Origin of the sequence: Mycolicibacter acidiphilus, from assembly GCF_018455725.1 — a bacterium.
Taxonomy (GTDB): Bacteria; Actinomycetota; Actinomycetes; order Mycobacteriales; family Mycobacteriaceae; genus Mycobacterium; species Mycobacterium acidiphilum.
The window spans coordinates 20,683-42,630 of the sequence record NZ_JAHCLR010000004.1 but is presented as its reverse complement, the minus strand read 5'-3'; the positions used below and the strand labels follow the sequence as shown (position 1 = coordinate 42,630).

Genomic DNA, 21,948 nt, shown 5'->3' with positions numbered 1-21,948 from the left:
ACCAGCTACCGACCTTCTAGGGGGTGTCACCGACCAGCGTTATCGTGCGCCCATGCCCACCCTCACCGCCCTCACCCTGATCTGTACATCCCCCGCCCGCACCGCCTCCTTCTACCGCCAACTCGGCGTCAACGTCATCGAGCCCACCGCCGGGGACCCCGCCTACCACCTCCACCTCGGGCCGGTCCTCGTGCAGCTGTGGCAAGCCTCCGCCTTGCACCCGGCCACGCGCATAGGCATCACGTTGACCGTCGTGCCCGAGATTCTCGACCGGTTCCCGGACGCCGAACCGGTCACCCCGCGCGGGTGCGCGGCTGTGGTTGATCCAGACGGTAACCGCGTGCTGCTTACAGCCAGCCGGGATGTAGGTGAGGTGGTTGGTGACATCATTTGAGCTGCAATGGATTTGGGGGTCGGCTTCCACAAGGGTGGGGGTTTCAGCCGGTAAAATGTGACCATGCGTACACGTACGAAGATCGCCGCCGGGGCCGTAGGTGCTGGCCTGATTCTCGCCGGTTCTGCCGTAGCGACCACCACCGTGATCGACCACCACCGGAGTCATGGGGCGGCTGTGGAAGCTGCTCCCGAGGTCACCGCCGATACGCCGATGTCTCGACTCCCCGACCGCTGCGAAGAAGTCGTGATCCCGGCGTCGGACTACGCCGCTGAGGTCACGGCGTGGGGTACAAACGTGAGCAGACTGATCACGCTGTATGCCGACCGCATCGCGCACCCACCACAGGGTCAGACCGCCGATCAGGCTATCGCCGCTGCCCGTACCGACCTCGCCGCGCAACGAGAGTCCATGAACCGCACCCTGACTGACGCGCTGGCTGAAATCAGTCACGGCGGGAAGCCCAGCCCCCACACGGTCGGCATCGTCGCGCAGCCGGGGTGCCCGCCGGTGACGGGGGGTCGGTGATCATGTCCGGAACAACAAGTGTCAAGCCTGCCGCAGAGCAGTCCAGACAGACGAGCTGGTCGCAAACCTTCACCACCGCCCGCAACTCGATCACGATGCCGTCCGCGACGGGTATCCGCGCTGACCACCTGACCGCCCTGAAAACCCATGCCACCCAGGGGCGCTCAGTGCTCGGTGACGCCGCGAAGTTGGCGAAGTCGGGGGCTAAAGCTGCGCGCGACCTGGGTGCCACCGATGCCAAGGGCGGCGAGAAAATCCAAGCGACCTAACGGGCGATCTGCCCGATTGCGTAGCCCGCATCGCTGAGCATCCCCAGGTCAAGACACCTTTTCGCTTCGGCTACCTGCCACATGCCCGTCGCCGCTTCGACACCGTGCGCAGGAATTTCTCTGTCCCAGCGGTGGCGGATCATTTCTTCTTGTAGCCGGTCGAGATGTGCCGCACATTCCCGCATCTCGTACTTCATGATGGTGTTTGTCACCGCTGCTTCAGCAGCCTCGGCGGGCACCTTCGCGTAATCCCCACGGCTTTGTGTAGCCGAAAACGCCTCTCCGGCAGAGACGATCTGCCCATACCGAGCAGTGTCCTGATCCACCGTGTCCAACACACAGACCAGTTCTCCGTACGTCTCCGGCATGATCGCCCCGATCTTCTGCCTGGGGTCGGCATAACCAATCATCTTCGTCGCCTGCACCGCGTCGATCCCGTCAACCATCCCCACCGGGTGTACCCCGGCGGGCAGCTTGACCCCGTATGGCCACAGGCTGATGCCATCAGCAGTCGCCCACACGGCGTGGAAACTGGTGCCACGCACGCCTTCTCGCCTATAGACCCCGACCGCCAGTGGCTGTGCCAGCTGATCCCCGATCCACCCGGCGCGCTCGAATTGTTGCCGTATAGAAGCAAGCGCCCGGTGAGCGATCCGCTCTGCGGCACCCAAGTCAGCCAAGAAGGTCTTGAACCCACCGGTCGGCATATCCGCCGTATCGCTCAGACCCCCGGCACCGGCAGCAGCCCCCGCAGCCGCTGAAACCCAGCCCCCATTGATGCCGCCGCCGGGACCGGCCATCCCGAACCCGGCGGGGCGGCGGTCTGCGGCACCGGATGCACCTGACAGCTGGGTGCCGCCGGAGACGGGCGGCGATTCGAGGGGAATCATCCGAGCGTTCTTGGACATGGTGGCGTTGTTGACCGTGCTGCCCTGTGCTTCGCCGGTCACCGCCGGGGCGGGGGTGCTCGACGGCGGGGGCATTGTCGTGGGTTGCACAGCTGGACCACCGGGTATACCGGGTGTCACTCCGGTGCCCATGGGAGCTGCGGAAGGCATACCCACGGCTTCCGGCCCCGGCTGTGCTATCGGGGGCGGCACGGCTTGGCTGATGGTCGGTGGGATGGCTTGCGATAGACCGGATGTGACGCCGGATAGTTGGGTCATGGGGGCAGGTCCGAACTGCTGGTCTATAGCGGCGAGCAGTGGGTCACCACCGCTGGTGGTGCCGGTGTTGCCACTCTGATTCTGATTGTTCTGGTTGCTGTTCTGACCGGAACCACCGCTGTTGGACGGCGATCCACCGCCGGGTGACCCTGATGCAGGTGCCCCGGAAGGCGAGCCCGCCGGGGAGCCGCCGCCGCTGGTGGACGGTGATCCTGATGATGGTGATCCACCGCTGCTGCTGGGGGCACTCGGCATCGAGGGAGTGCTGGGGGTTGATGGTGTAGCCGAACCCGGCGTTGATGGAGTTGCTGCTTTCCCTGGCGGTGTCAGCGGCTTGTTATCCGGCAGCGGCGCACCGCTGGGCAGGGTGGTACCCGGATCGGGCTGCGCCATCTTGGTGTTCGACGCCTGTCGTGCTTCCCCAGCCGTGTGGGATGCAAAGCTGGGCTCCGGTGCTGCTGCTGGAGCACCCGGCTTCTCCTCGGGAGGTCCACCACGGGTGAGGTTCTGCCCAACCATGTCCATCTGCGTCTGGTAGTTGCCCTTGGAAGTCGAGATCGCTTCGCGGGCAGTGCTGATCAGGTCCGCTGACCCTTCTCCGGCGGGCATCTTCTTCCCGGCTTCTTCAGCCTTCTTCGCCGCGTCGATCTGCGGGGTGTACACGGTAACGACCGATGCGATGTTGGACTTCGCGTGGCTGATCTCTCCCTCGGCTTCGGTCAGTTGCCCCGAGAGGTACGCTGCCTTGCTGCTGGCGGCGTTGAGGTTGGACATGAAGCCCTGCATCCCCTCCAGATACGTTGAACCTGACTGTCCCAGCCACTCTTTAGCGGCGTGGGTCGCCGCGGACTGCGCGGTGCCTGCGCTGTCTTCGTACGTCTTCGCGAATGCAGTCCAGGTCTTCGCATCCTCGGCGTAGTCGGTCTCGCTCTCCGCTGGCCAGTTGCCCTGGATGAGGCTGTACGGGTCTTCGGGCTTTAGTACGTCAGTCATCAGTGGCACATCTTCGAATCGGTAAAGCTGTCAGCGGGCACTTGGAAATCGGGACCGTTCCGCAGCTGGTCGAGAGTGTTCTTCACGGCATTGTCGTACTGCGACTTCTGCACGGACAGCATCTGCTGCGCTTGCCGAACGGCTTGTGCCTCCAGCGTCTTGTCCTTATTCGCACGGTCCACGTTCCTGCTCCCATCGCGATCCTCGATGGTCATGTCGCTCTCCGTCAGCACCAAGATGACGTTGAGGTGCTGGATGCGTCCAGCGACAAACTCCGGGCTACCCACCGCTGTGAGGTCCTGGAGTTGGGCGCGGATGTCATCGGCGTATGGGTATGTACCGTCCGGGACGATCCCGAATCGGTTGACCGGTGGACCCTCTGTGTAGTCCGGGTTGGCGCAGGGCAAGGTCCGTGTATCCCATTGGTGCACTACCTGGTCCGGCGGCACGGTGCTCGACGCCGACGCCGATTCCGAAGCAGCAGTAGCCTTCCCCTCGACCGTCTTCGTCCCGCCGTGGGCACACCCAACGACAACCCCAGCCGTGAGCAGCATGGCAGCCACCGCCGTGCCGAACCGCCGCCCAGCACCCCGACGCGCCACCGGCGGGGGCGCAGCTGGGGATGGCCAGTCCAACGGCGGCGGGCTGATCCCCGCCGCCTCCCAATCCGCATACGTGTGGTGTACGTCCATGATCCGATCGTGCCTCATCGCGCAGCCTCCAGGTCGGCGGCGACCGCCATCAGCTGCTCTTTCATGTCCGCCCACCGCTGATCCATCGCGAGCACTGCCCGCCGGACGGGCGGGTACATGCGGGCGGTGTCCAGCCCGCCCACCTTGATCCCAGCGGCTACTGCGCGCACCCGGGCGGCGGCTTCGGCGGGGGTGATCAGACCAGCGTCGAGGTCGGCTTCGATGATTTCTATGTCGTTCATCTCGATACCTTCCCTGCGGTGCTGATGGTGGTCTCCAGGTCGAACAGCCGGTCGGCCAGTTCACTGCGGAGTTCCTGCGCTTGGGTGAGGGCTGCGGGGCGAGGGCGCTTGGTGGTGCTGATTTCCGCGTGGACTACACACATGTCCTCGGTGATCGAGAGGATCGCCGTGCTCAGATCAGTGAGGTGGGGATGCATCTGGCACGCGGCGTCGGGGGGCAGATGGTCATAGCCCCACTTGGTGGCGGCGAGCGCCTCCCGGGCGTGGGCGATGTCGCGCTCGATGCCGTAGAGGAGCCCGTGGTGAGGGTGGTGGCGTGGGCGGTGATTTCTCATTTCTCGTCTCCTTCCTCGTCTTCGCTGTCGTTGACCGGGCGACTGGTCAGCACCTGTAGCACGGCATCCAGGTGTTCGCGCTCTTCTTGTTCGGTCATGCTGACTTCTCCTCGGTGTCGTCCGCGTCCTCGTCGTCATCGATCCCGGCGATCCTGGTGTCACAGCCGTGCTGTTCTTTCCACCCTTCGACACCCCGAGGGATGACGGTTCCCGGAGCCCACGTCCCGGTCTTCAGGAGCTTGAGCCTTTCTTGCGTAACCGGGATGGCTGTGGGGATGCCAACTACCGCACACCCGATCGCCGCCAACGCCACCGACGTGTACCGAAACGCCTCCGGCATATCGAGAGAAACTCCCGGCCACCGCTTCTTGACTGCCCTGACCAGTCGATTCGCGCCCTCCAGACCGGGCTGTGCGTGCGTCCCGAAATATCTCTGCGCGGCGAGGCTGGGGTAGTCCGCGACCGGGATTCCGGCGGCTTCGCACTGCCGGATGATCTCCCACCACAGCCCGCTGCGGCGGGGACCGGACGGGTCTCTGGTCAGCTCACCGGTGACCAGTTTGGACATGACCACGAGGTCCGGCGCACCGCCGCGAAGCACCCGTTCGAGCACGCCCGTGGCGGTGTCTTCTGCTCGCTGCATTGCTCCGACCAGACCCCGCTCGCGATATTTCGTGGTCGCCTCGGGGGCTTCCACATACCGCAGCCGCGGAGTCCTCTCGCCGGTCACGATGCGCGCGAGGCTCACGCCGGAAGTTGTCGGATCAATCGCGATTACCGCTTTGTCGATCGTCACCATTCATCTCCTGTCGATGTGGTTTTTGTTTCGGGCTTGTCGGGTTCGGGCTCGGGCGCTGCTGGTATGTCCGCAGGTTCGTCTGGGTCGATCAATCCCATCTCAATCGCTTTGCGGCGCACTGCGTCTTCCGAAACGGGCTCTGGAGTCGGCACTGGAACTGGCTCTGCCGCTTTCTGTTTCGGCACAGCTGTGGGAGCCACAGACCCACGCCCCCGGGCGCGACCAGCGGCAGCCGCGACAGAAACCCGACCCAGGAAATCGGGGCTGAGTGGGTCGTACTCAGACATCTCCGGGATCACGCCGCCCTCGTCGGACACGATCACCGTGGGCGTCTCCGCGAGTTCCGCCATCGGCAACTTCCGCCACTCGGCGTCCTCGACCTTGATGCCGATCCTGTCGTAGAGCCGCGGAATCTCATCGGCTTGTGCAGCGGCGATCTCCCATGCCGCCTTTACTTCAGCGTTGGGGGCATGGGCAAGCGATGTAGTCCCTGGTGCATAGCCCCAGAACGACTGGAACATGCGAGCTTTCGCGCCGCCCTGACCCCGCTCTAGGTAAATCCCGCGCCCCTTGGCGGTGTCAGGAATTTGTGCGGACAGCGACACGACATCCTCTTTCGCAGAGTCCGGGATCGCGTCCGACATCAACGAACGGCTCGATACACTGCCCAGGAAAATGATCCGAGACAAGTTCTCCTGCCACCATCCGGGCAGCGCATCCACCCGCAGTGACTGACTGATCAGGCAGAGGTGGATGCGAGCCTGCCGTCCCTTCTGCAAGAGGTCGTTGACATAGAAATCGAAGAGTTCGCCTTTGTCCTTGGTGTCGGCTTTCGCCACCTGTCCACGCAGAGAAGGGAGTTCGTCGATGAGCACAAACGTGGGCGGAAAGCTGAAAGCCGTGTCCGGCTTCCCGGCTGCCTTCCGGCGGTCGGCTTCCATATAACGTTCGTTCATCTCGTCCCACAGCCACCGCGCGCCGACGATGTGTTCGGCGGCTGTCTTTGAAATCCACGACACGTTGGACAGCGAGCCCAACGACGCGGGGTGGTCCGACCCCTTGCCATCGAAAATCCAGCAGCTCGCAAAGGGTCTCAGCGACTCCAGGATCGTGGCTGCGAGAACGCTTTTTCCGCCGCCGGTCTCAGCGATGAGTGCGATGTGCGGGTTGGTTGCGAGCTTGGCTGACAGCACGTTGCCACGGGCGTCAACGCCGAACGTCCAATTCAGCTGCGGGTATGCAGCAATAGCCTCATCGACGGTTTCAACGGGGGCCACGGGCGGCGGTGCGACGGCTGTCGGGAAATTTTCTGGTGCATCGTTGAAAGCAAGGACAAACGATCCCGAGGACTCGTAGACACGCAGCCGGTCGGCTTTCACCCCAGCCGCACTGAGGGCGGCACGCAGTCTCGGCAGCGCCTTCACCCAACTGTCGATGGCATCGCCCATACGGTGCTTCACCTTGATCCGCAGTCCGTCCGGAGCGATCCGAACACCGATGATCGTCGGCAGAACGACAGTGGTGACTTTCCTGGTTCCGGTGAGTTCCCCAGCCCGCCACGGCTTATCAGCAGTGTGGGTGATGCCCAGTCCGCTGGACTCGCAGATGCTCGCCCACCACTGCCGGTCGCGCAGCTTGGTGAGTACCGGATACCGCTCCAGCGATTCGTCGATCAGCGGTTTGATCTGCCGCACCCAGCCTTGGAAAGGCTTGTCATCAGCCAGGCTCGGGCGCATCTCCACCATCAGCCGGGGAGCCAGCACCGAGCCCCCGCCGTGCATGAGAAAGAAGATTGGTGGTGGTGTCGATGCCCCCTTGACGGGTGCCGCCGGGGCTTTCCAGTGCGTGACCGGCATGACTTTTGGAGGGTCTCCGAGGATTACCCGCTGAGTGACGGGCGCGGATAGCCGCGCCCGTTCTGCGGCGATCCGGTCACGCTGAACTTGTTCAGCGCGGCGCTGCTGATCGCGCTGTGCCTGCTGTGCGGCGGCAATCGCGGCACGGTGATCAGCTACCTGTTGAGCCGCTGCGATCTTCTCTTCGTTGATCCGTCGCGCCGTGGCGATCTTGCGCTCAGCGTCGTCCTTAGCTGCTTGCCTAGCGAGAATGTGGTCTACGACTCCCACGGCTGGTCACCCCTGCTGCCCTGGGTATCCGGGGTACTGCGGATATGCCTGCGGCGGCTGGTATCCCGGGTACTGCTGCGGTGGCTGGTATCCCAGGTACTGCTGCTGCTGGGCCTGCTGACCCGGCTGCGGGTACGGGTACTGCGGGATGCTGTCGAGGTAGTCCGCCGCTTGGCGCTTACCCTCCCGACGCACCCTGTATCTGTCCGCGTCGCCCTTGATCACGAGCACCCACACGAGCACGATGCCGACCAGTGCAAGGACTCCCAAGGCTTCCATCACCAATCTCCTTCGTCATCGCCGCCAGTGCCGCCGCCCATCAGGTCGGCAAGGTCGTCGTCCGAGGCGCTGGGCATCGCGCGCGCAGCCGGAGAGGGCTCCGGCTGCTGTGGTGCCTGCATCGGGGCGGTGGGCATGGGCGGTGCCATCGGCATCGGCACGGGCACCTGCATCGGTGGGGGTGGCGGCGTCCAGCCGACCGGCGGCTTGGGGTATGGCTGCGGGGCACCTGCGGAGTACGACTCCATCAGCTGGTTGCCCGCGTCCATCTCCGCCTCGATGACGGGCATTTCATCCCTCATCTCCCGAGCGGCGCGGTGCTGACCAAGCTTGGTCAGGCGGTGCGCGAGGGCAGCGCGTACCTGGACGATCTGCTGTCCATGCCAGAGGTATTTGTGCAAGACATCCGCGGGCATTTCGTAGATCGAGTCGTACTGCTCAGTGCCCTCGTTGATGTCCGCGAGCAACTGGTCCAGGTGGGTGCGCATCGTGAGCACGGCTGGGTCCTCGATGGCGTCCAGCATCCGGTCCAGGAATCCCATCTCGGTGCTCCTTCCTCGCGTTCCTCGCGCGCTCGGGGTTGCTATGCCCCTCTAGCAGCTGATCCGACGTTGTGCCGAGCGCTAGCGAGGTGCAACGGTGGCTATGCTGATCTAATTTTAATCAAATGACCTGCCCCTTTGTCCATCACGATGTTTGCCAAACAATATAAACTTACGTTTCAAATGGGAGTGTTACGCATACGTTGACCTGCGGTTATACGCCCGAAAATTAGTCACTGTGATCTGCGTTACATACCTCTATTCGGGGGTGTTGAAGGCGTGAATCCAACGTCTTGAGTGACCATCACAGGGTGATGAATGATGTGTAAGCAATACGGTTACATGCTCTGCAATTAGCGTGTTCGTACGTTGCTTCTCAGGATCGTGAATACAACGCCAGGAATTCAAATCACGCCCCCGCACCCCGCACTACCCGGGTGACCGGGGCGGTGGGGTGACGGGGTGGCGGGGTTTCGCCATCTCCCCACTGCCGCCGTACCCGGGTGACCGGGGCGGTGGTACTCGGGTGGCGGGTGTCGGCACTGCCGCGCTACCCGGGTGACCGGGGCGGTGGTCGGCGGGTGCGGGGTTCAGGGGGGTGGTCGGGGCGGTGACGTGATCGGCGTGATTTCTGGAGCCCAAGCTGGTGCAGACCTGGCATCGGGGTGGATAGGTGGACACGGGGATATCCACCTATCCGTTTTTGGAGCCCCTCCAGCGGAAAACAGACACAAAGGCGCAGGTCGCAGTTGCGACGTATGTTTTTCTGACCCCTGCTCAGCGGGCGGGTGCGCTCGCCAGCTCGCGGCGGGCGATAACCCTCGCGGCGTCGCGATTGACCTCATCCCACGTAAGGCCGAGCGGTGTGGGGTCAGCAAGCGCATAGCGCGTCCCGTGACCCAACGCTTGACCCCCGACGCTCCGGAAAGCGCCGCGTGCAGTGGCCTCCGCCAACGCCGGTTCCTGGAAGTCGCGCTGCCTCTTGGTCAGGTAGCCCTTCGCCAGCCGTGTCGCGTTGGTGGGCTTTCCTTCGACCACCAGTGCCACCGCGATACGGCGCATCGTGTCGGTCAGCGTGCTCGCCCCCGCCGGGGTGCGATGCCGCACGTGGGGTGCGACCAGTGCCATGGTCAGCGTGTCCATGGCACTCGACATGTGCTGGAGCAACCCGATGAGCGTGGCATCGGCGGTGGGTGCCACGGGGTCACGATGCGATGCCACGGGGTCACGGGGAGCAGTGCCACGGGGCGGTGTCACGGTGCCACGGGGCTGCGATGCCACGACCGATGCCACGGTGCCACGTTGAGCAGGGTCACGATGCGATGCCATGGCATCCGCGCTGGTCACGTTCGTTTTGTCCATGGCACTGCCACGCTGCGATGCCACGCTGCCACGACCGGCGGCATGACCGGACGTGGCATCCGGTGCCACGGCAGGGTCACGACCGGTGCCATGGCCGGATGCCACGGTGCCACGCTGCGATGCCATGGCAGTGCCACGATCGAGTGCCACGGTCGGTGCCACGATGCCACGGTCGGATGCCATGGCACTGCCGCGACCCGGGGTCACGGTGCCACGCTGCGATGTCACGTCCGGTGCCACGGTGCCACGCTGCGATGCCGTGGCAGTGCCGCGCTTCAACCCCACGGCTTCAGGGGTCAGGGGTGTTTTGCGCGGGGGCAGAGGGCAGTCGGCGTGCGTCAGCCCCGCATCATCGCGGCGGATCAGCCCGTCCGCGATGAGTCGGATATATGCCCTCCGCAGTGCGGCCCTCGATATGCCGTAAGCGCGGGCACGTGGCACCCACCAAGCATCGTCACGCGGAGTCCGAGACTCCAGGTCCACGAGGATGAGCCTGCTCGCCAGGCACACCGTGTCCTCGCCCTCTGGCGCTCCCGCTTCCGGATGCGGGAGCAGGGTGACCTTGTTCCCGGTCACTCTGATCCGCTTGGCGGCGACGAGTACGTCCACAGCGGCACGGGTGGCGGCGTTGGCATCCGCACGGATCGTGAGCTTGTCTCCGGTGATCAGCCGCCAGAGGCATGCACGGGCTTCAGGGGTGGTCACGGCTAATCACCTCTCATCGCACGCTCGCCAGCAGCCGGGGAGCGGTCGGCGCATCGTGTTTGCTGATCTTGCTGACGGTCTTGGCGTGTACTCCCAGCTCCCTGGCGATGGCAGCTTGACTTACCCCAGCGTCCAGCCGGTCGAGTACCTGCTCGATCGTCTCGATCGGTGTCGCCATGTCGGCGCGGGCGGCGATGGCCTCGGCGCGGGCACGGCTGGTCGTCGAGGTCGATGACGGAGAAACGGCGGGTGGTGTCGAGATCATCGGTGCCGGGGTGACCGGAGCGGGCGGTGGCGGCGGCGGCGGTGGAGAAGGTGCCGGTGTAACCGGTGCCGGTGTAACCGGTGCCGGGGTGACCGGGGGCGGTGGTGGAGCCGGTGGTGGACTTGTCCGCGGTGGCGTAACTCGCTGAACCAGCTGCTCGACGACTTCCCTGTTGACCGTCGTCTTCCTGGCGGCTTCCGCTTCCCGAGCGACCTCCCGTGCAGCACGAAGGTCGGCGGCAGACGCCGGTCGCAGAGCAGCCAGCGCCACCGTGCTGACGACCACCCCGGCGTCGATGGAGATAGGCCACAGCGGTGCCAGGCTGGGTTTCGTGCCGCCCGCGATTGCCACGTCGAGCAAACCCGCCCAAGACAGAACCAGCGTTACCGCGACGAGCAGGAAGATGGACACCACGGAGAACTGGTAGAACTTCCCCGCGTTCTTCACCGCAGCCCACCCACCGCGCTTGGCGCGGTGAACCATGCCTGCCGACGACAGCGCCATCAGCCCAGCGATACCGATCGCGAGTTGGATAGGCGGGATGACACGCACGCCTGACCTGATGACACCCGGGTCGATCGCACCCAGGTATGCGTCCACCAGGTTGCCGCCGATGGTGAGCATGGTGGACAGCGCCAGCCACCCGATGAAAAGCCACCGCGCACGGCGACGGTCGCGCTCGGCCTCGGCTAGTTCCGTGGGGTTCATCCGTCAATCCTCTCGTCTCTATCCGTCACGTTTTTGGAAGTCCGTGGGGAGGGCGCGCCGCCCCCGGGCGCGGGTGGTGGGGTGGTCATGCGAGCCGACCAAGTGCCTCAGCAGCCAGTTGATCCGCTAAGTGCGTGACCCGGGCGCGCTGGGTCGGATCGCGGAGGGGTTTGGTGTCGATCGGCAGGCCGACCGCATCGCCCAGGGCGTCCAGGGTCGCCATGAGCACAGCGAACGGATCGAGTCCGCGTGCTTCGGCGGCGAGTTTGATGCGCTTCAGTTCAGGGGTGTTGAACATCCCGGGCGGTGGTGTCGGGCGGCGGCGTTTTGATTTCGAGGACATGGGTCACGCCGCCTTGAAGTCGATGAGCACGTATCTCATGCCCTTCGCGAAGATCAGATTTCTGTCCAGCAGGAGCTTTATCGCGTCGTTGCGATAAGGACGTTGCTTGCCGGACAACTTCCCGCTGATGTTGCCTGCGGACATGCCCGCAGCCCCTGCGGTGCCGAGAACTTCCAGAATCCGGGCGCAAGTTTCTTCGATGGCCTCCGAGGTGTAGGTGTCCTGCGCGGCTTTTTCAACGGAGCGGCTTACACCGCGTGTTTCGGCGACCACACGATCCTGTGCGCGGGACTGTGCCTCCATCCAGGCGAAGACCCGGCGGCTAACTTCCATAAGCCATCCGGCCCACACCCACAGCTCCCATGAAATGTGCAGGCTCCCATGCAGAAGTGCTCCCAGGTGCGCCAACCGCACCTGTACCTGCTTCGCGTGTGACATCGCCTCCGCATAAGCGTCGCCTAGATGATCGAGGTCGTAATCGAGGTCTGTGCCCTCGATCTCGGCGATGACGCGCGGGTCTGCGGTGAACGTGCTCGTGCCGGAGATCAAAGGCATCGCGCCACTGGGCTTGACCGCAGGACGCGGGATATCTGGTGCGTTGACATGCCTGTACGGGTCCGCGGTCGGTACCAACACACACCGCTGGAGAAATCCCGAGTCGTCGTGGCACAGCAGCTGATCGGCTAGCTTGGGCTGCAACCCCGCTATGAGAAATATCGAGTAAGGACCGTTGGTACGCCGATCGCCGTGAAGACGTGTTTCGTTTCCGATAGGTGCCCCTGCCCACGCCGAGTTCAAGGTGCCGATCAGGGTGCTCGCCTCGTTTTTCGCAGCACGTAGCATCGTGATCATCTCGTCCTCTTCCAGGAAGACGCAGGGGTGTGGTTTCATCGTCACCACGGTGTCCTCCCCCTTCCCGATCAAATCGATGAGGTTGTCGGACAACACCTGTCCACTGCCGAGACTTTTTGTGCGGTCGAAGTTGTACGGGATCAGCACGGGCGCACTCGGACCTGTGATGCCGCCGGAGGGCTTGCTGTTACCCGCCGCCTTTCCATTGGTGCCCTTGGCGCTGCTTGCGCCGGGGGCGGCGCTCGCCCCCGTGGGGGTCTTGACCGGACCTACGGTGGGGACTGGCTGCCCGAGAGCAACCTGTCGCGCGATGTACGCCGCAGCATCCTCTGCTGACAAAGTGACCTTCCGCGTTGCCAAGTTCTCCAGGTAGGTCGGAGCTTTCAAGGTCCGCCAGGGGCTCGCATCGGGCTTCGCAGATTCCGATTTACCCAACCCGGACCGCCCGGCGATCACCACATAGGTGCTCAGCGGTGTTCCCTCCCACAAACGAACGCCGACAGGGCATCTCGCGCCGCGACGGGTCATCTCGCGAAGCAAGAGCGGAACAGGATGCACAGCCTTCGGCTTGCGAGACCGCGCGGTATGGAAAATTTCTCTGGTCTCATCGGAGAAGTTGAAAATCTGCTCCAGAAGCTCTGGTGTGCTGTGGTACCCCGCTGGGTACACCTCTTTGTCGTATGGTTCGAACTTCCGGTTAGCGGGCATCAACGCTTGTACGGCGAGGGTGTCGACATCGACGCCTTCCGGCGGTAGTGGTGCGCTGGAAGCGCCGTCGTCGCTGGAGAATTCATCGCAGTCGTCATCTAGCCCGAATGCGGAAGATGAAGTAGCAGCAGCTGCCGATGCTGCGGCAGTGAACGCACTGAACCGGTCATCATCAGGTACTGCCCCGGTGCCCAAAGGTGCGGCGATTCCACTGGAAGGTGCAGCGATGCCACCGGTGGGGGGTAGCCCTGCCGCTGCGCGCAGTTCCGCACTGGAAGTCATCAGCGTCATCCCGTTCGTGATCCCGAGCGCTTTGATCGCCACCGCTTCGTCACCGCCGTGGCGAACCCAAGCGGCATACTGGAGTTTGGTCAGCGTGCGGGAGCCGGTAGCACGTGTGTACGCAGCCACACCGTCCGGCGGGTTATCCGTCCAAACATGAAGTGGCCCATGACCGCTGCTGGTGTCTGTTTCCAGACACCCGACCTCGTGCGCGGTAGCCGACTTCGGGCTGCCGTGTGGTCCTGGTGCGGTGGTTTCAGGGCAGCCACATGAAGTGCGGCACCCGGTCATGAACCAGCCATCGGGTTCCAGTAGCTCCGCCCATGACGTACGCGCTGCCCAGGAGTCGATGCCAGAAGGTCCGGAGCGGGTGGCCGCGCGCTCAGCCTGCCGCGCCATCTCCTCAGTACGTTTGTTGGCATCACCTTCGATCATCGCCAACAGCTGTGGCGGTGCCTCGATGACCTGCCCAACCCAGCGGTAGGGACCCTCTTTGCGCACTGATGGGGGGATAAGGACATAGTGGTCCAGGGGAAATATCGACCACTGGAGTTTGTCGGAGCCAACTGCGAATGATCTGACTGAGTCAGGCAGTGTGTAGCCAGCAGGCAGCGTGAAATAGAAATGACCTCCATCGCGGTGATGCCAACTACCGTCCGGGTTTTGAACCCCGGGAGTAGCAACCGTTGGTCCGATGTCTTGGCCGGTCCACTCCCGGTACTGCGCGCAAAACGCCGCAACGCCTTCGGCATGGTCGGTGTCGATGATGAGCAACCCGTTGCCTGGGACAGTGGCGAGGTTGGGTACCTGCCCGTGCGTGTACCTCACTGCGGCGGTGTCCGCATACGCGGCCAACCGCTCTGTATCGGTGGTGGCAGTCTGGAGTCCAGCGCGTACCCGAGCGGCTGCCCAGCGGGGGTTACCCGCTGCCTTTGCGGCCTCTTGAGCGGCCCGATCGTCCAATTCTTTCATCAACGCGGTACGCAGATCGACCGGCTCTTTGGACAGCGGGGACAGGAAAATCAGGGGTACACCGGCGGTCCCTAGGCGCACCGCCAGGCTCTTGAGGTCGCTAAGTCCTTCCGTGGCGGTTTCCCCGATCACGTTCCAGTCGGTGGTGGGGGTGGCGCTCGGGATACCCGCCCGCCCTTCCAGCACCTCCAGGAACGACGGGTGCACGTCGAACACACCGCTCACCCAGCGGAGCGGACCATCAGCGGTCACGCTCGGCGGGATGGGCAGGGCCTCCCCGGCGGGGACTACCCGCCAAGTGGCGTCACCGCCTCCAGCGGAAAAGCGCTGCGCCCCATCGGAAAGTGCCACGCCATCCGGCAGGGCGAAGTAGAAGTAGGCACCACCGTCGTTTCCAGGGGTGATCACGGTGGGCGACACGCGCTGTCCGGTGACCCGGTGGTGCACCGCTTGGAAGGCGTCTGCCCCAGCGGTGTGATCTGTGCTGATGACCAGAAGCCCGTCGCCGGTGATGGTTCCCAGGTTGGGTGCGTCGTCAGGGAACCTCTTCCCAGCCTGAGTGACGAGCCGCTCCAGCCGGGAGGTGTCGGAGCTTGCGGTGTACTCCGCTCCGCCGTCTTCTTTGATCATCGCGGGGGTGCGAAGATCGATCGGTTCGGTGCCTCCTGGTTCCAGGATCAGCAGTGGGATACCCCTGCGTGTGACTTCCCGGACGTAGGGTTTCAGGTCGGACAGGTCCCCTGCGGGGCGCGCGCCGAGGATGTCCCAGGCGTTCGTTCCGCCGATCATCGGGACACCACCGGGGGGGAGATGACACGCCGGTCGGGTGCGGTAGCTGGCGCAGCGCTTCGAGAGCGCTGTAGTCTGGACATGTCGTTCACGAGGTCCTTTCGTGAGGTCGAGCCGGTCCTTCGCTTTCCAGGGCGTATGTGGGACCGGCTTTCGGCTTTTATGGGCTAGGCGAGTGCCTTATTGCGGGGCAAGGCGTCGATGTACATGTTTAGGTCCTCGCAGGTGTATTTCCATTCGCGCCCATCAAGCCGAGCAGGCAAGAACCCTGCGCGGCGAAGGTCATCTACCCGCCGGGTAGAGCACCCGAGATAGACAGCGGCTTCCTTGCGATTTAGGAGCCCCCTAAGTGGTGGTGCAATTTGCTTCATGTCGATTAACGTACGCCTACGGCAAGCGGAAAGCATGGATACTGCATGGATAATGCCAGGTCAACGTAACTATCTCACTTACACGTGATATCAACGAGTGAATCAAGTGGAGTTTGCTGATGCGACCTGCCGTTTCCGCAGAATCGAGACCATGCAGACGCACAATACAGACGATTCACGACATATCTTGTTGCGCTGCATCATGAATTAACGAACAGTTACACAATGGCGACGTGAGTACGTGATATTCGAGTTGATATCACATACCCTGGTGTACGAATTTGCCGGACTCGCGCGGTTCGGACGGAATCTAGGGCAATGTGGCGTTCGTCACATTTCAGTGAGGCGTGTCGGCAATAGTGGTGCCCCACCGCTGGGTCCCCCACCGCTGGGTCATCGAGCCTCCAGCGAGCCGCACTTCCCCGCCCAGCTAACTTTCGCCGAAGGTCCCGAAGGGGTCTGGCTGGGTCTGGCTGCGCCGGACCCCCCGCACGTGAGTGACACTCACCCCCCCCCGTGAGGGAGCCGAGGGAAGATGCACACAGCCTTACACCGCAGGTCAACTATAGTAATTAACTAATCTAACTATTACTACGTCATGCGAGGCAGTGAGATCGCAGTCGCACGCGGGGTCGAACGCAGCCAGACCCAGCCAGACCCTCTGATTTTTCTATTTCCCCAGGTCAGACCCTCTGGCGGGGTCTGGCTGGGGTCTGGCGGAAGCAGCCAGACCCTGCCAGCTAACTCGCCACCCCGCCCCCAACAGCCCCCAAAACCCGCCCCCGGACGCCCGTCACCACACCCCGCCACCCGTCCACCAAGCCACCCGGACACCCAAAAGCCGCCTCCAAGCCGTCCCTCACAGCCCCTTCGACCGCCCCCGCAGCTGCCCGCCGAGCCGTCACGTCCTCGACCCCCAGCTCCACCAAGCGCCCCAAACTGGGCCACACCTCTGCCATCACCCCCATAGCCGCGCCCATGCGCCGAAGCCCGCCGTCGCTCTCCCAGCTGTCCGCCCGAGCGGCCTGATCAGCCGTGTACATGTCTGCCACCCTGGCGACCACGTGGGTCACGTGATCGAGTAGGTCCTCTACAAGCACGCTGACGACCGGGCTGGGGCTATCCGCACGCACGGGTCAACTCCCCACGCAGCCATGGCAGAAACATTGCCCCCCACGCGCCCTGGATGACCCGCTCGCGCCCACACGTCCCCGCTGCCGCCATACAGAGGGTGTCGTACACCGCCGCTCTGGACAGCCGCTCAATCGCCAAGGTCATCGCCACCCGCCCCGCCGGGGGTGCCGCTGCTTCGGCAAGATGGCTCGCCTTCCACCACATCACCGCCGTCACATGATTGGTCATCCCCGCGAGCCGACAGCCGTGGTCATCGCGCTCCGGCCCGCCGACCTCGCGAGCGAGCGCCGCCGCCAGTTCATGCACCCTGGCAGTGAGTGCGGACAGGTAAATCTCCACAGCGGCACCCACCGCCGTGTCCGGGATATCGACTAGAGATGTGATGCCCCGAGTATCTCACATCGGGGGCGTTTGTGCTGGTCAACCAGGTGGGCGGCGGCGACAACCTGGGGGGCTGAGGGACAATGGCTTGATGACCTACCGGCGCAGGCACCCGGGGTGTCCGGGCTCCACCAAAATGGTCAACCCGCCGCCGCCTCCAGCAACTCCTCGGCCAACGCCCGCGCTTCCGCCGCCGTCAACCGGTCACACCCGCTTCCGATCACCAGGATCACCCGGTCGCCGTGGTCGTCGGTGGTCACGACCACCCGGGGCGTCATCCCCGCACCCGCCGTGCCAGCCACCGGGCGGCTGCCTTGAACGTCCCGAACCCGACCGCCATCACCCCCGCCGGACCCGACACCATCCATGCCGACTTCTCATGTGCCACACCGCCTGGACACCCGGGGTGCCTCGCCATACACGCCTCTGGTGCCGTGTATCGATGCACGCGGTACACACCGTCCGGGGTGTGCCAATCACCGGCGGCGAGGGCGATCAGCGGGATGCCGTGGGTGGTGTTTTTGTGGGGGCCGGTGAGGTGCGGGGGTTGTGGTTTGGTCATGCTGCTACCTGCCACATCTCAACGACCTCAGCTGGTACGTCTGCACCGGCGAGCCCGGTGATGACGACCGTGCCGTGCAGGTCGCCACCAGCCATCGGGTTCAGCTGGTGCCACAGGCGTGTCGCCGCCCGGTTCACCGGACCCTCTGTGTAGTGGAACACCACCACCGCACCCCCGGTGGTCCAACCACCAACCGCGTTGGCGGCGTCACCAATGGCGCTGCCGCGAGGCCACATTCGCTCCAACCCGTGCCGTTCGTCATCGATCGGGTCGATGACGAGTGCGGTGATGCGGCGGTCGATAAGGATAGTCATGCCACTCCTTCCATCGGTCGAGCGGACGGTCGTAGAGCGCGGCGTTCCCGTTCCGAATACCCGCCCCACACCCCGAACCGTTCGTTGTTGTCCAGTGCGAATTTCAGGCATTCGCGGCGTACTGGGCACTGCATACAAATCTGTTTGGCTAGGCGGGGAGAGCCGCCTTGATTCGGGAAGAACGCCTCGGGGTCGGTCTGCGCACACAACGCCTGTTCCCGCCAACTCTGGTCTTGTTCGTTTACCATTGGTGCTGCTCCTTTACGCGGGGAGTGAGAAAGCCCTCGGCACCGTTTTGGGACACCGCCGGGGGCTTTCGCCTCGGTTATTCGAGGTCAAAAGTCAGCAGGTCTTCCAAGCCACTCGACCAGTCCGTCTCCGCTGGATTCATCGACAAGATGCACATGCATTCCCCGCACCTGTGCTCACTGGCACGCCACCCGGCAGGGTCCACCGGGACACCACAAAACAAGCAGTCCCACGGCTGCCTCTCCCGGTCCAACGTCTGCGCAACGTACCTGTCGCACACCGCTTTCCATGCCCGTTCCAGCGCCCGCACCCCTGCATCTCGAACCGCCTCCGCGATGACCGCCATCGGGCTGCTGGGGGTGCTGTCGGCGCGGTACCGGGACGCGATGACCGACGCCGCGTTCAGGCACTGACCCCACTCCTGGAGTAGGGCGGCGAACTCCGCGGGGTGCTCGTCGGCATGGCAGGGGAGGGGGTCCGGTGACGCGATCACGGTCGGGTCGGCGAACGCAGGGGTGAGTGCTTCGAGGTGGCATCCGGCGTGATATCCGGCGGTGTACGTGCCATCGGGGTCGATGTCGAAGGGGTCGTATGCCGGGGTCATGCTGACGCCGCCGCGCCGTTGGGCGTGAAACCGTGCAGAGCCAGATACCGGATGATCTCGTCGTCGGTGACGAACACCGACCGCTCTGATAGCCGAACCGCCTCGATGTCCCCGGATTTGATCCGGGCGTACAGCCACGCCTTCGACCGGCGGAACTTCGCTGCCGCCTCACCCAGGGTGTTCAGATGCGGTACCGAGCTGGGGGCAGTTGCTACAGGATCAGTCATCAGTGTCTCCGTTGAATTCAACTTCACATCATCTGAACTATATCACGATATGATCGCAACTTGTTGTATGATTACGTGAAATCAAGCAACATGGACGCCTATGGCGACACGGCGCATCGAGATCGGCTGGGCAGGAGTGACGGTGATGCACAACCTGCCGCGATTCCGGGGTCTGCGTCGGATGACGATGGGTGATCTGTCCGAGAGACTCACCGCGCTCGGTCGCCCGATGTCCGTCCCGACGCTCTCCGCAGTGGAGAACGGAAAACGGAGGATCGACGTGGACGACCTGGTGCACCTGGCACTCGCGCTCGACGTGTCCCCCATTGCCCTGCTCATGCCTGCCACCGAGAGCCTGGACGACGACATCGGTGATACACCCGGCGCACCTGACCACTCCCCTCCCCGGGCCATCGATTGGTGGCAGTGGCTGCGATCCGAGCACCCGCTATGGGAAGGTCCCGCCACCGACCCGCACGACGTGGAAACGTGGCGGCGCAGCGTGATCCCGCCGTGGGCACGAAAGGCGTCAACCGATGGCTAGCAAGCGCATGGACGGTGAAGGCACCGTCCCGAAGCAACGCAAAGATGGACGCTGGGAAGTCAAGATCAGGTTCACCGACCGCTTCGGAAAACCAGACCGTAAGAGTGTCTACGGCAAGACTTTCGATGAGTGTCGCGCCAACGCCGACGAGGTAAGGGCACGGCTTGCCAACGACCTGCCCGCCACCGACGCCAAGGACACCATTGCCAACTGGTCCCGGTATTGGCGGGAAACCACGCTGGAGGCGTCGAGTTACAAGAAGCAGACGAAGAGCCAGTACGCACAGCTCGCCGTGGTGCACATCGAGCGCTCTCCCCTACTGGCTGACCTGAAGTTGAAGAACCTCAAGGCTTCCCATGTCGAGGGCTGGTTGGTGGAGCTGCGCAAGAAGTCCCCCACCAACGCCCGTGACAAGAGCCGTCGATTGTCCGATTCCACTATCCGAACCTGCTACACCGTGCTGCGGGCGCAGATGGACACCGCCGTGCGCGATGGGATGCTGGCGCGTAACCCCGTGGCTGCCATCAAACGCCCGAAGGTCAAGGCGACCGACACCGTGGTGAAGATCGACGCTGAGACGATCGCGGCGGTCATCGAGCAGACCAAGGCGTCCAGGTACCACAACGCGATCGTGCTGACCTCACTGTTGGGCACCCGAATCGGTGAAAGCCTCGGGCTGCGATGGCGCGACATTGACGAGAAGACCCGGCAGGTCCACATCTCCAAGACGACGGCTGGGCAGGGCGCAGACATCACCGTCGAGGATGTGAAGTCCGTGCGGTCACGGCGCAACATCCCGCTGACCGATGAAATTCTCCGGGTGCTCAAGGCGCAGCGGAAACTGCTGGTCGAGTCGCAGCTACGGGCCGGGGATCGTTGGTCCCAGCAGGGCGAAGGTCTGGTGTTCCGCACTGAACTCGGCACCATCGTCGATGACCGCTACCTACTCCGTGCGATGGCTTCCGCTGCCAAGCGCGCGGGTGTCGCAGACAAGGTAACCAACCACACGCTGCGGCACACCGCTGCTCAGACGTGGCTCGAAGCCGGTGTCCACATCAAGGCGGTATCGGACCTGCTCGGGCACTCCTCCATCAGCATCACGGGTGACATCTACGGGCATACCAGTGATGACACTGCCCGGGCTGCGATGGACGCCCTTGCCGAACGCCTCGGACACCGCAAGCCTGGTTAGCCTCCGGCCCTCGCATCAATCGCGTCACCGATCTTCTCCGCCGCGTCCCCGGCGTTGCTCTTCGGCATACAGGTTCTGGTCGTGATCACTACATTGCTGGTGATCCTGGCATTGGTAGCGCAGATCGCATCATCGCCAGCCATCGGAACGGTCCATGTCAGCTTCGTGGAAGAATCCTCACCGAGGGAGAACGCTCCGTTACGCCCACCATTCAGCCGACACGTATGGAAGCCATCGGCAAGATGCTGGAACGCAGCGGTGGACTTAGCGGCGTCAGGGTAGAGGGCAACCGTGTAGTCAATCTGGCCGTGACCCTGCGACGCGGATTGGCTAACGAGCCTGTACCTGGTGAAGTCAGTCCCGTAGACGTTTTGGCTTACCAACGCGGTCTTGAGCATCTCGCAAGGGACTTTGATGTCGTCCTGGGTGTGGTTGATGGCCGGATCGGGCCGACCTTCGGTCGTCGAGCTATCGGAGATCGGCAATCCGATCAAAGCGCCCAGCTCGCCCACGCTGAGGAATAGGGAGTCGAAGCGATCTTCTGGGACGAGCGCTCCAGTGGATGGCGACGCACTTGGTTGCGAGCCGTGAGAGCACGACGCTAATGACAACGCTGCTGCGACGACCGCACACCCTCTGAAAAACCTGCCGACAACCCGAGTCACAGCCCTCTTCCTTCGCCCAGTGGTGGTCACCACCACTGGTCACCAGTGGTGGTCACCAGTGGTGGTCAAAATGATGAGAGGCGGTCTCGAATTTCTCCGAAACCGCCTCTGACCTGCGTCGGGCTGACAGGATTTGAACCTGCGACCACTTGACCCCCAGTCAAGTGCGCTACCAAACTGCGCCACAGCCCGATGCCGCCGATGAAGCCTGGCAGCAGGTCGAAAGCCTACCGCAACCCCACCGGGAACCTGGAATCCGCACCGCCCGTCGTCAAACACCACCCCGGAGAGGCCATCGCCACAAGCCACGGCCACCGCGCACGCACCCCCGGCCCGGCTCTAGACTCGCAACGC

26 protein-coding genes and 1 tRNA gene are annotated in these 21,948 nt (G+C 63.9%); 5 read left to right on the top strand and 22 right to left on the bottom strand.

Going from position 1 to position 21,948, the window contains the following annotated elements:
• Positions 1 to 52 precede the first annotated feature (52 nt).
• The 3 genes from KIH27_RS03395 (at position 53) to KIH27_RS03385 (ending at position 1,191) form a co-directional block, all read left to right on the top strand.
• Complete coding sequence (locus tag KIH27_RS03395; RefSeq protein WP_214091518.1) at positions 53 to 394, top strand: VOC family protein; 342 nt, start codon at positions 53 to 55, stop codon at positions 392 to 394.
• 63 nt (positions 395 to 457) lie between these two features.
• Entirely contained in the window at positions 458 to 922 is a 465-nt protein-coding gene (locus KIH27_RS03390) for a hypothetical protein (protein WP_214091517.1), read from the top strand.
• Positions 919 to 1,191: a hypothetical protein gene (locus tag KIH27_RS03385; RefSeq protein WP_214091516.1), complete on the top strand. Its 273-nt coding sequence runs from the start codon at positions 919 to 921 to the stop codon at positions 1,189 to 1,191. The genes KIH27_RS03390 and KIH27_RS03385 overlap by 4 nt, the downstream gene beginning before the upstream one ends.
• Here the strand turns inward: KIH27_RS03385 and KIH27_RS03380 are convergent.
• The 20 genes from KIH27_RS03380 to KIH27_RS03290 all read right to left on the bottom strand — a co-directional run bounded on the left by KIH27_RS03380 (position 1,188) and on the right by KIH27_RS03290 (position 19,193).
• Positions 1,188 to 3,350 carry a hypothetical protein gene (locus tag KIH27_RS03380; protein ID WP_214091515.1) on the bottom strand — a complete coding sequence of 721 codons (2,163 nt, stop codon included), beginning with the start codon at positions 3,348 to 3,350 and terminating at the stop codon, positions 1,188 to 1,190. The genes KIH27_RS03385 and KIH27_RS03380 overlap by 4 nt on opposite strands.
• Positions 3,350 to 3,904 carry a hypothetical protein gene (locus KIH27_RS03375; RefSeq protein ID WP_214091514.1) on the bottom strand — a complete coding sequence of 185 codons (555 nt, stop codon included), beginning with the start codon at positions 3,902 to 3,904 and terminating at the stop codon, positions 3,350 to 3,352. The genes KIH27_RS03380 and KIH27_RS03375 overlap by 1 nt, the downstream gene beginning before the upstream one ends.
• Before the next feature lie 152 nt (positions 3,905 to 4,056).
• The gene (locus KIH27_RS03370) at positions 4,057 to 4,284 is read right to left on the bottom strand and encodes a hypothetical protein (protein ID WP_214091513.1); all 228 of its coding nucleotides are present in this window, start codon (positions 4,282 to 4,284) and stop codon (positions 4,057 to 4,059) included.
• Positions 4,281 to 4,619 (bottom strand): hypothetical protein, encoded by a 339-nt coding sequence (locus KIH27_RS03365; RefSeq protein WP_214091512.1) that lies wholly within the window; start codon positions 4,617 to 4,619, stop codon positions 4,281 to 4,283. The genes KIH27_RS03370 and KIH27_RS03365 overlap by 4 nt, the downstream gene beginning before the upstream one ends.
• Complete coding sequence (locus tag KIH27_RS22375) at positions 4,616 to 4,717, bottom strand: DUF3067 family protein (RefSeq protein WP_250149506.1); 102 nt, start codon at positions 4,715 to 4,717, stop codon at positions 4,616 to 4,618. The genes KIH27_RS03365 and KIH27_RS22375 overlap by 4 nt, the downstream gene beginning before the upstream one ends.
• Positions 4,714 to 5,418, bottom strand: a complete 705-nt coding sequence (locus tag KIH27_RS03360; RefSeq protein WP_214091511.1) for a hypothetical protein — start codon at positions 5,416 to 5,418, stop codon at positions 4,714 to 4,716. The genes KIH27_RS22375 and KIH27_RS03360 overlap by 4 nt, the downstream gene beginning before the upstream one ends.
• Positions 5,412 to 7,544, bottom strand: coding sequence for a P-loop NTPase family protein (locus KIH27_RS03355; protein ID WP_214091510.1), 2,133 nt, complete (start codon positions 7,542 to 7,544; stop codon positions 5,412 to 5,414). The genes KIH27_RS03360 and KIH27_RS03355 overlap by 7 nt, the downstream gene beginning before the upstream one ends.
• A gap of 6 nt (positions 7,545 to 7,550) precedes the next feature.
• Entirely contained in the window at positions 7,551 to 7,823 is a 273-nt protein-coding gene (locus KIH27_RS03350) for a hypothetical protein (RefSeq protein WP_214091509.1), read from the bottom strand.
• Positions 7,823 to 8,365, bottom strand: a complete 543-nt coding sequence (locus KIH27_RS03345) for a hypothetical protein (protein WP_214091508.1) — start codon at positions 8,363 to 8,365, stop codon at positions 7,823 to 7,825. Before KIH27_RS03345 ends, KIH27_RS03350 begins: the two co-directional genes overlap by 1 nt.
• Positions 8,366 to 9,142: 777 nt before the next feature.
• The gene (locus tag KIH27_RS03340) at positions 9,143 to 10,432 is read right to left on the bottom strand and encodes a hypothetical protein (protein WP_214091507.1); all 1,290 of its coding nucleotides are present in this window, start codon (positions 10,430 to 10,432) and stop codon (positions 9,143 to 9,145) included.
• 13 nt (positions 10,433 to 10,445) lie between these two features.
• The gene (locus tag KIH27_RS03335) at positions 10,446 to 11,405 is read right to left on the bottom strand and encodes a DUF2637 domain-containing protein (protein WP_214091506.1); all 960 of its coding nucleotides are present in this window, start codon (positions 11,403 to 11,405) and stop codon (positions 10,446 to 10,448) included.
• 85 nt (positions 11,406 to 11,490) lie between these two features.
• Entirely contained in the window at positions 11,491 to 11,703 is a 213-nt protein-coding gene (locus tag KIH27_RS03330; RefSeq protein ID WP_214091505.1) for a hypothetical protein, read from the bottom strand.
• Positions 11,704 to 11,751: 48 nt separating this feature from the next.
• Positions 11,752 to 15,351 (bottom strand): bifunctional DNA primase/polymerase, encoded by a 3,600-nt coding sequence (locus KIH27_RS03325; RefSeq protein ID WP_214091504.1) that lies wholly within the window; start codon positions 15,349 to 15,351, stop codon positions 11,752 to 11,754.
• Between the two features lie 167 nt (positions 15,352 to 15,518).
• Complete coding sequence (locus KIH27_RS03320) at positions 15,519 to 15,722, bottom strand: helix-turn-helix domain-containing protein (protein ID WP_214091503.1); 204 nt, start codon at positions 15,720 to 15,722, stop codon at positions 15,519 to 15,521.
• Positions 15,723 to 16,841: 1,119 nt separating this feature from the next.
• Positions 16,842 to 17,195 carry a hypothetical protein gene (locus KIH27_RS03315; protein WP_214091502.1) on the bottom strand — a complete coding sequence of 118 codons (354 nt, stop codon included), beginning with the start codon at positions 17,193 to 17,195 and terminating at the stop codon, positions 16,842 to 16,844.
• A gap of 182 nt (positions 17,196 to 17,377) precedes the next feature.
• Positions 17,378 to 17,539 carry a hypothetical protein gene (locus tag KIH27_RS03310; protein ID WP_214091501.1) on the bottom strand — a complete coding sequence of 54 codons (162 nt, stop codon included), beginning with the start codon at positions 17,537 to 17,539 and terminating at the stop codon, positions 17,378 to 17,380.
• A 256-nt stretch (positions 17,540 to 17,795) separates the two neighbouring features.
• Positions 17,796 to 18,113, bottom strand: a complete 318-nt coding sequence (locus KIH27_RS03305) for a hypothetical protein (protein WP_214091500.1) — start codon at positions 18,111 to 18,113, stop codon at positions 17,796 to 17,798.
• Positions 18,110 to 18,442: a WhiB family transcriptional regulator gene (locus tag KIH27_RS03300; RefSeq protein WP_372451296.1), complete on the bottom strand. Its 333-nt coding sequence runs from the start codon at positions 18,440 to 18,442 to the stop codon at positions 18,110 to 18,112. Before KIH27_RS03300 ends, KIH27_RS03305 begins: the two co-directional genes overlap by 4 nt.
• Positions 18,439 to 18,966 (bottom strand): hypothetical protein, encoded by a 528-nt coding sequence (locus KIH27_RS03295; protein WP_214091498.1) that lies wholly within the window; start codon positions 18,964 to 18,966, stop codon positions 18,439 to 18,441. Before KIH27_RS03295 ends, KIH27_RS03300 begins: the two co-directional genes overlap by 4 nt.
• A complete protein-coding gene (locus tag KIH27_RS03290; protein WP_214091497.1) occupies positions 18,963 to 19,193 on the bottom strand; it encodes a helix-turn-helix transcriptional regulator in 231 nt (76 codons plus the stop codon). The genes KIH27_RS03295 and KIH27_RS03290 overlap by 4 nt, the downstream gene beginning before the upstream one ends.
• 100 nt (positions 19,194 to 19,293) lie before the next feature.
• Between KIH27_RS03290 and KIH27_RS03285 the strand changes: the two genes are divergently transcribed.
• Together KIH27_RS03285 and KIH27_RS03280 are read left to right on the top strand one after the other, a co-directional pair.
• Positions 19,294 to 19,737, top strand: a complete 444-nt coding sequence (locus tag KIH27_RS03285) for a helix-turn-helix domain-containing protein (protein WP_214091496.1) — start codon at positions 19,294 to 19,296, stop codon at positions 19,735 to 19,737.
• Positions 19,730 to 20,929: a site-specific integrase gene (locus KIH27_RS03280; protein WP_214091495.1), complete on the top strand. Its 1,200-nt coding sequence runs from the start codon at positions 19,730 to 19,732 to the stop codon at positions 20,927 to 20,929. Before KIH27_RS03285 ends, KIH27_RS03280 begins: the two co-directional genes overlap by 8 nt.
• Here KIH27_RS03280 and KIH27_RS03275 read toward each other — a convergent pair.
• Together KIH27_RS03275 and KIH27_RS03270 are read right to left on the bottom strand one after the other, a co-directional pair.
• Positions 20,926 to 21,594: a sensor domain-containing protein gene (locus tag KIH27_RS03275; protein ID WP_307856773.1), complete on the bottom strand. Its 669-nt coding sequence runs from the start codon at positions 21,592 to 21,594 to the stop codon at positions 20,926 to 20,928. The genes KIH27_RS03280 and KIH27_RS03275 overlap by 4 nt on opposite strands.
• A 118-nt stretch (positions 21,595 to 21,712) precedes the next feature.
• Positions 21,713 to 21,786 (bottom strand) — tRNA-Pro (locus KIH27_RS03270).
• Positions 21,787 to 21,948: the final 162 nt, after the last annotated feature.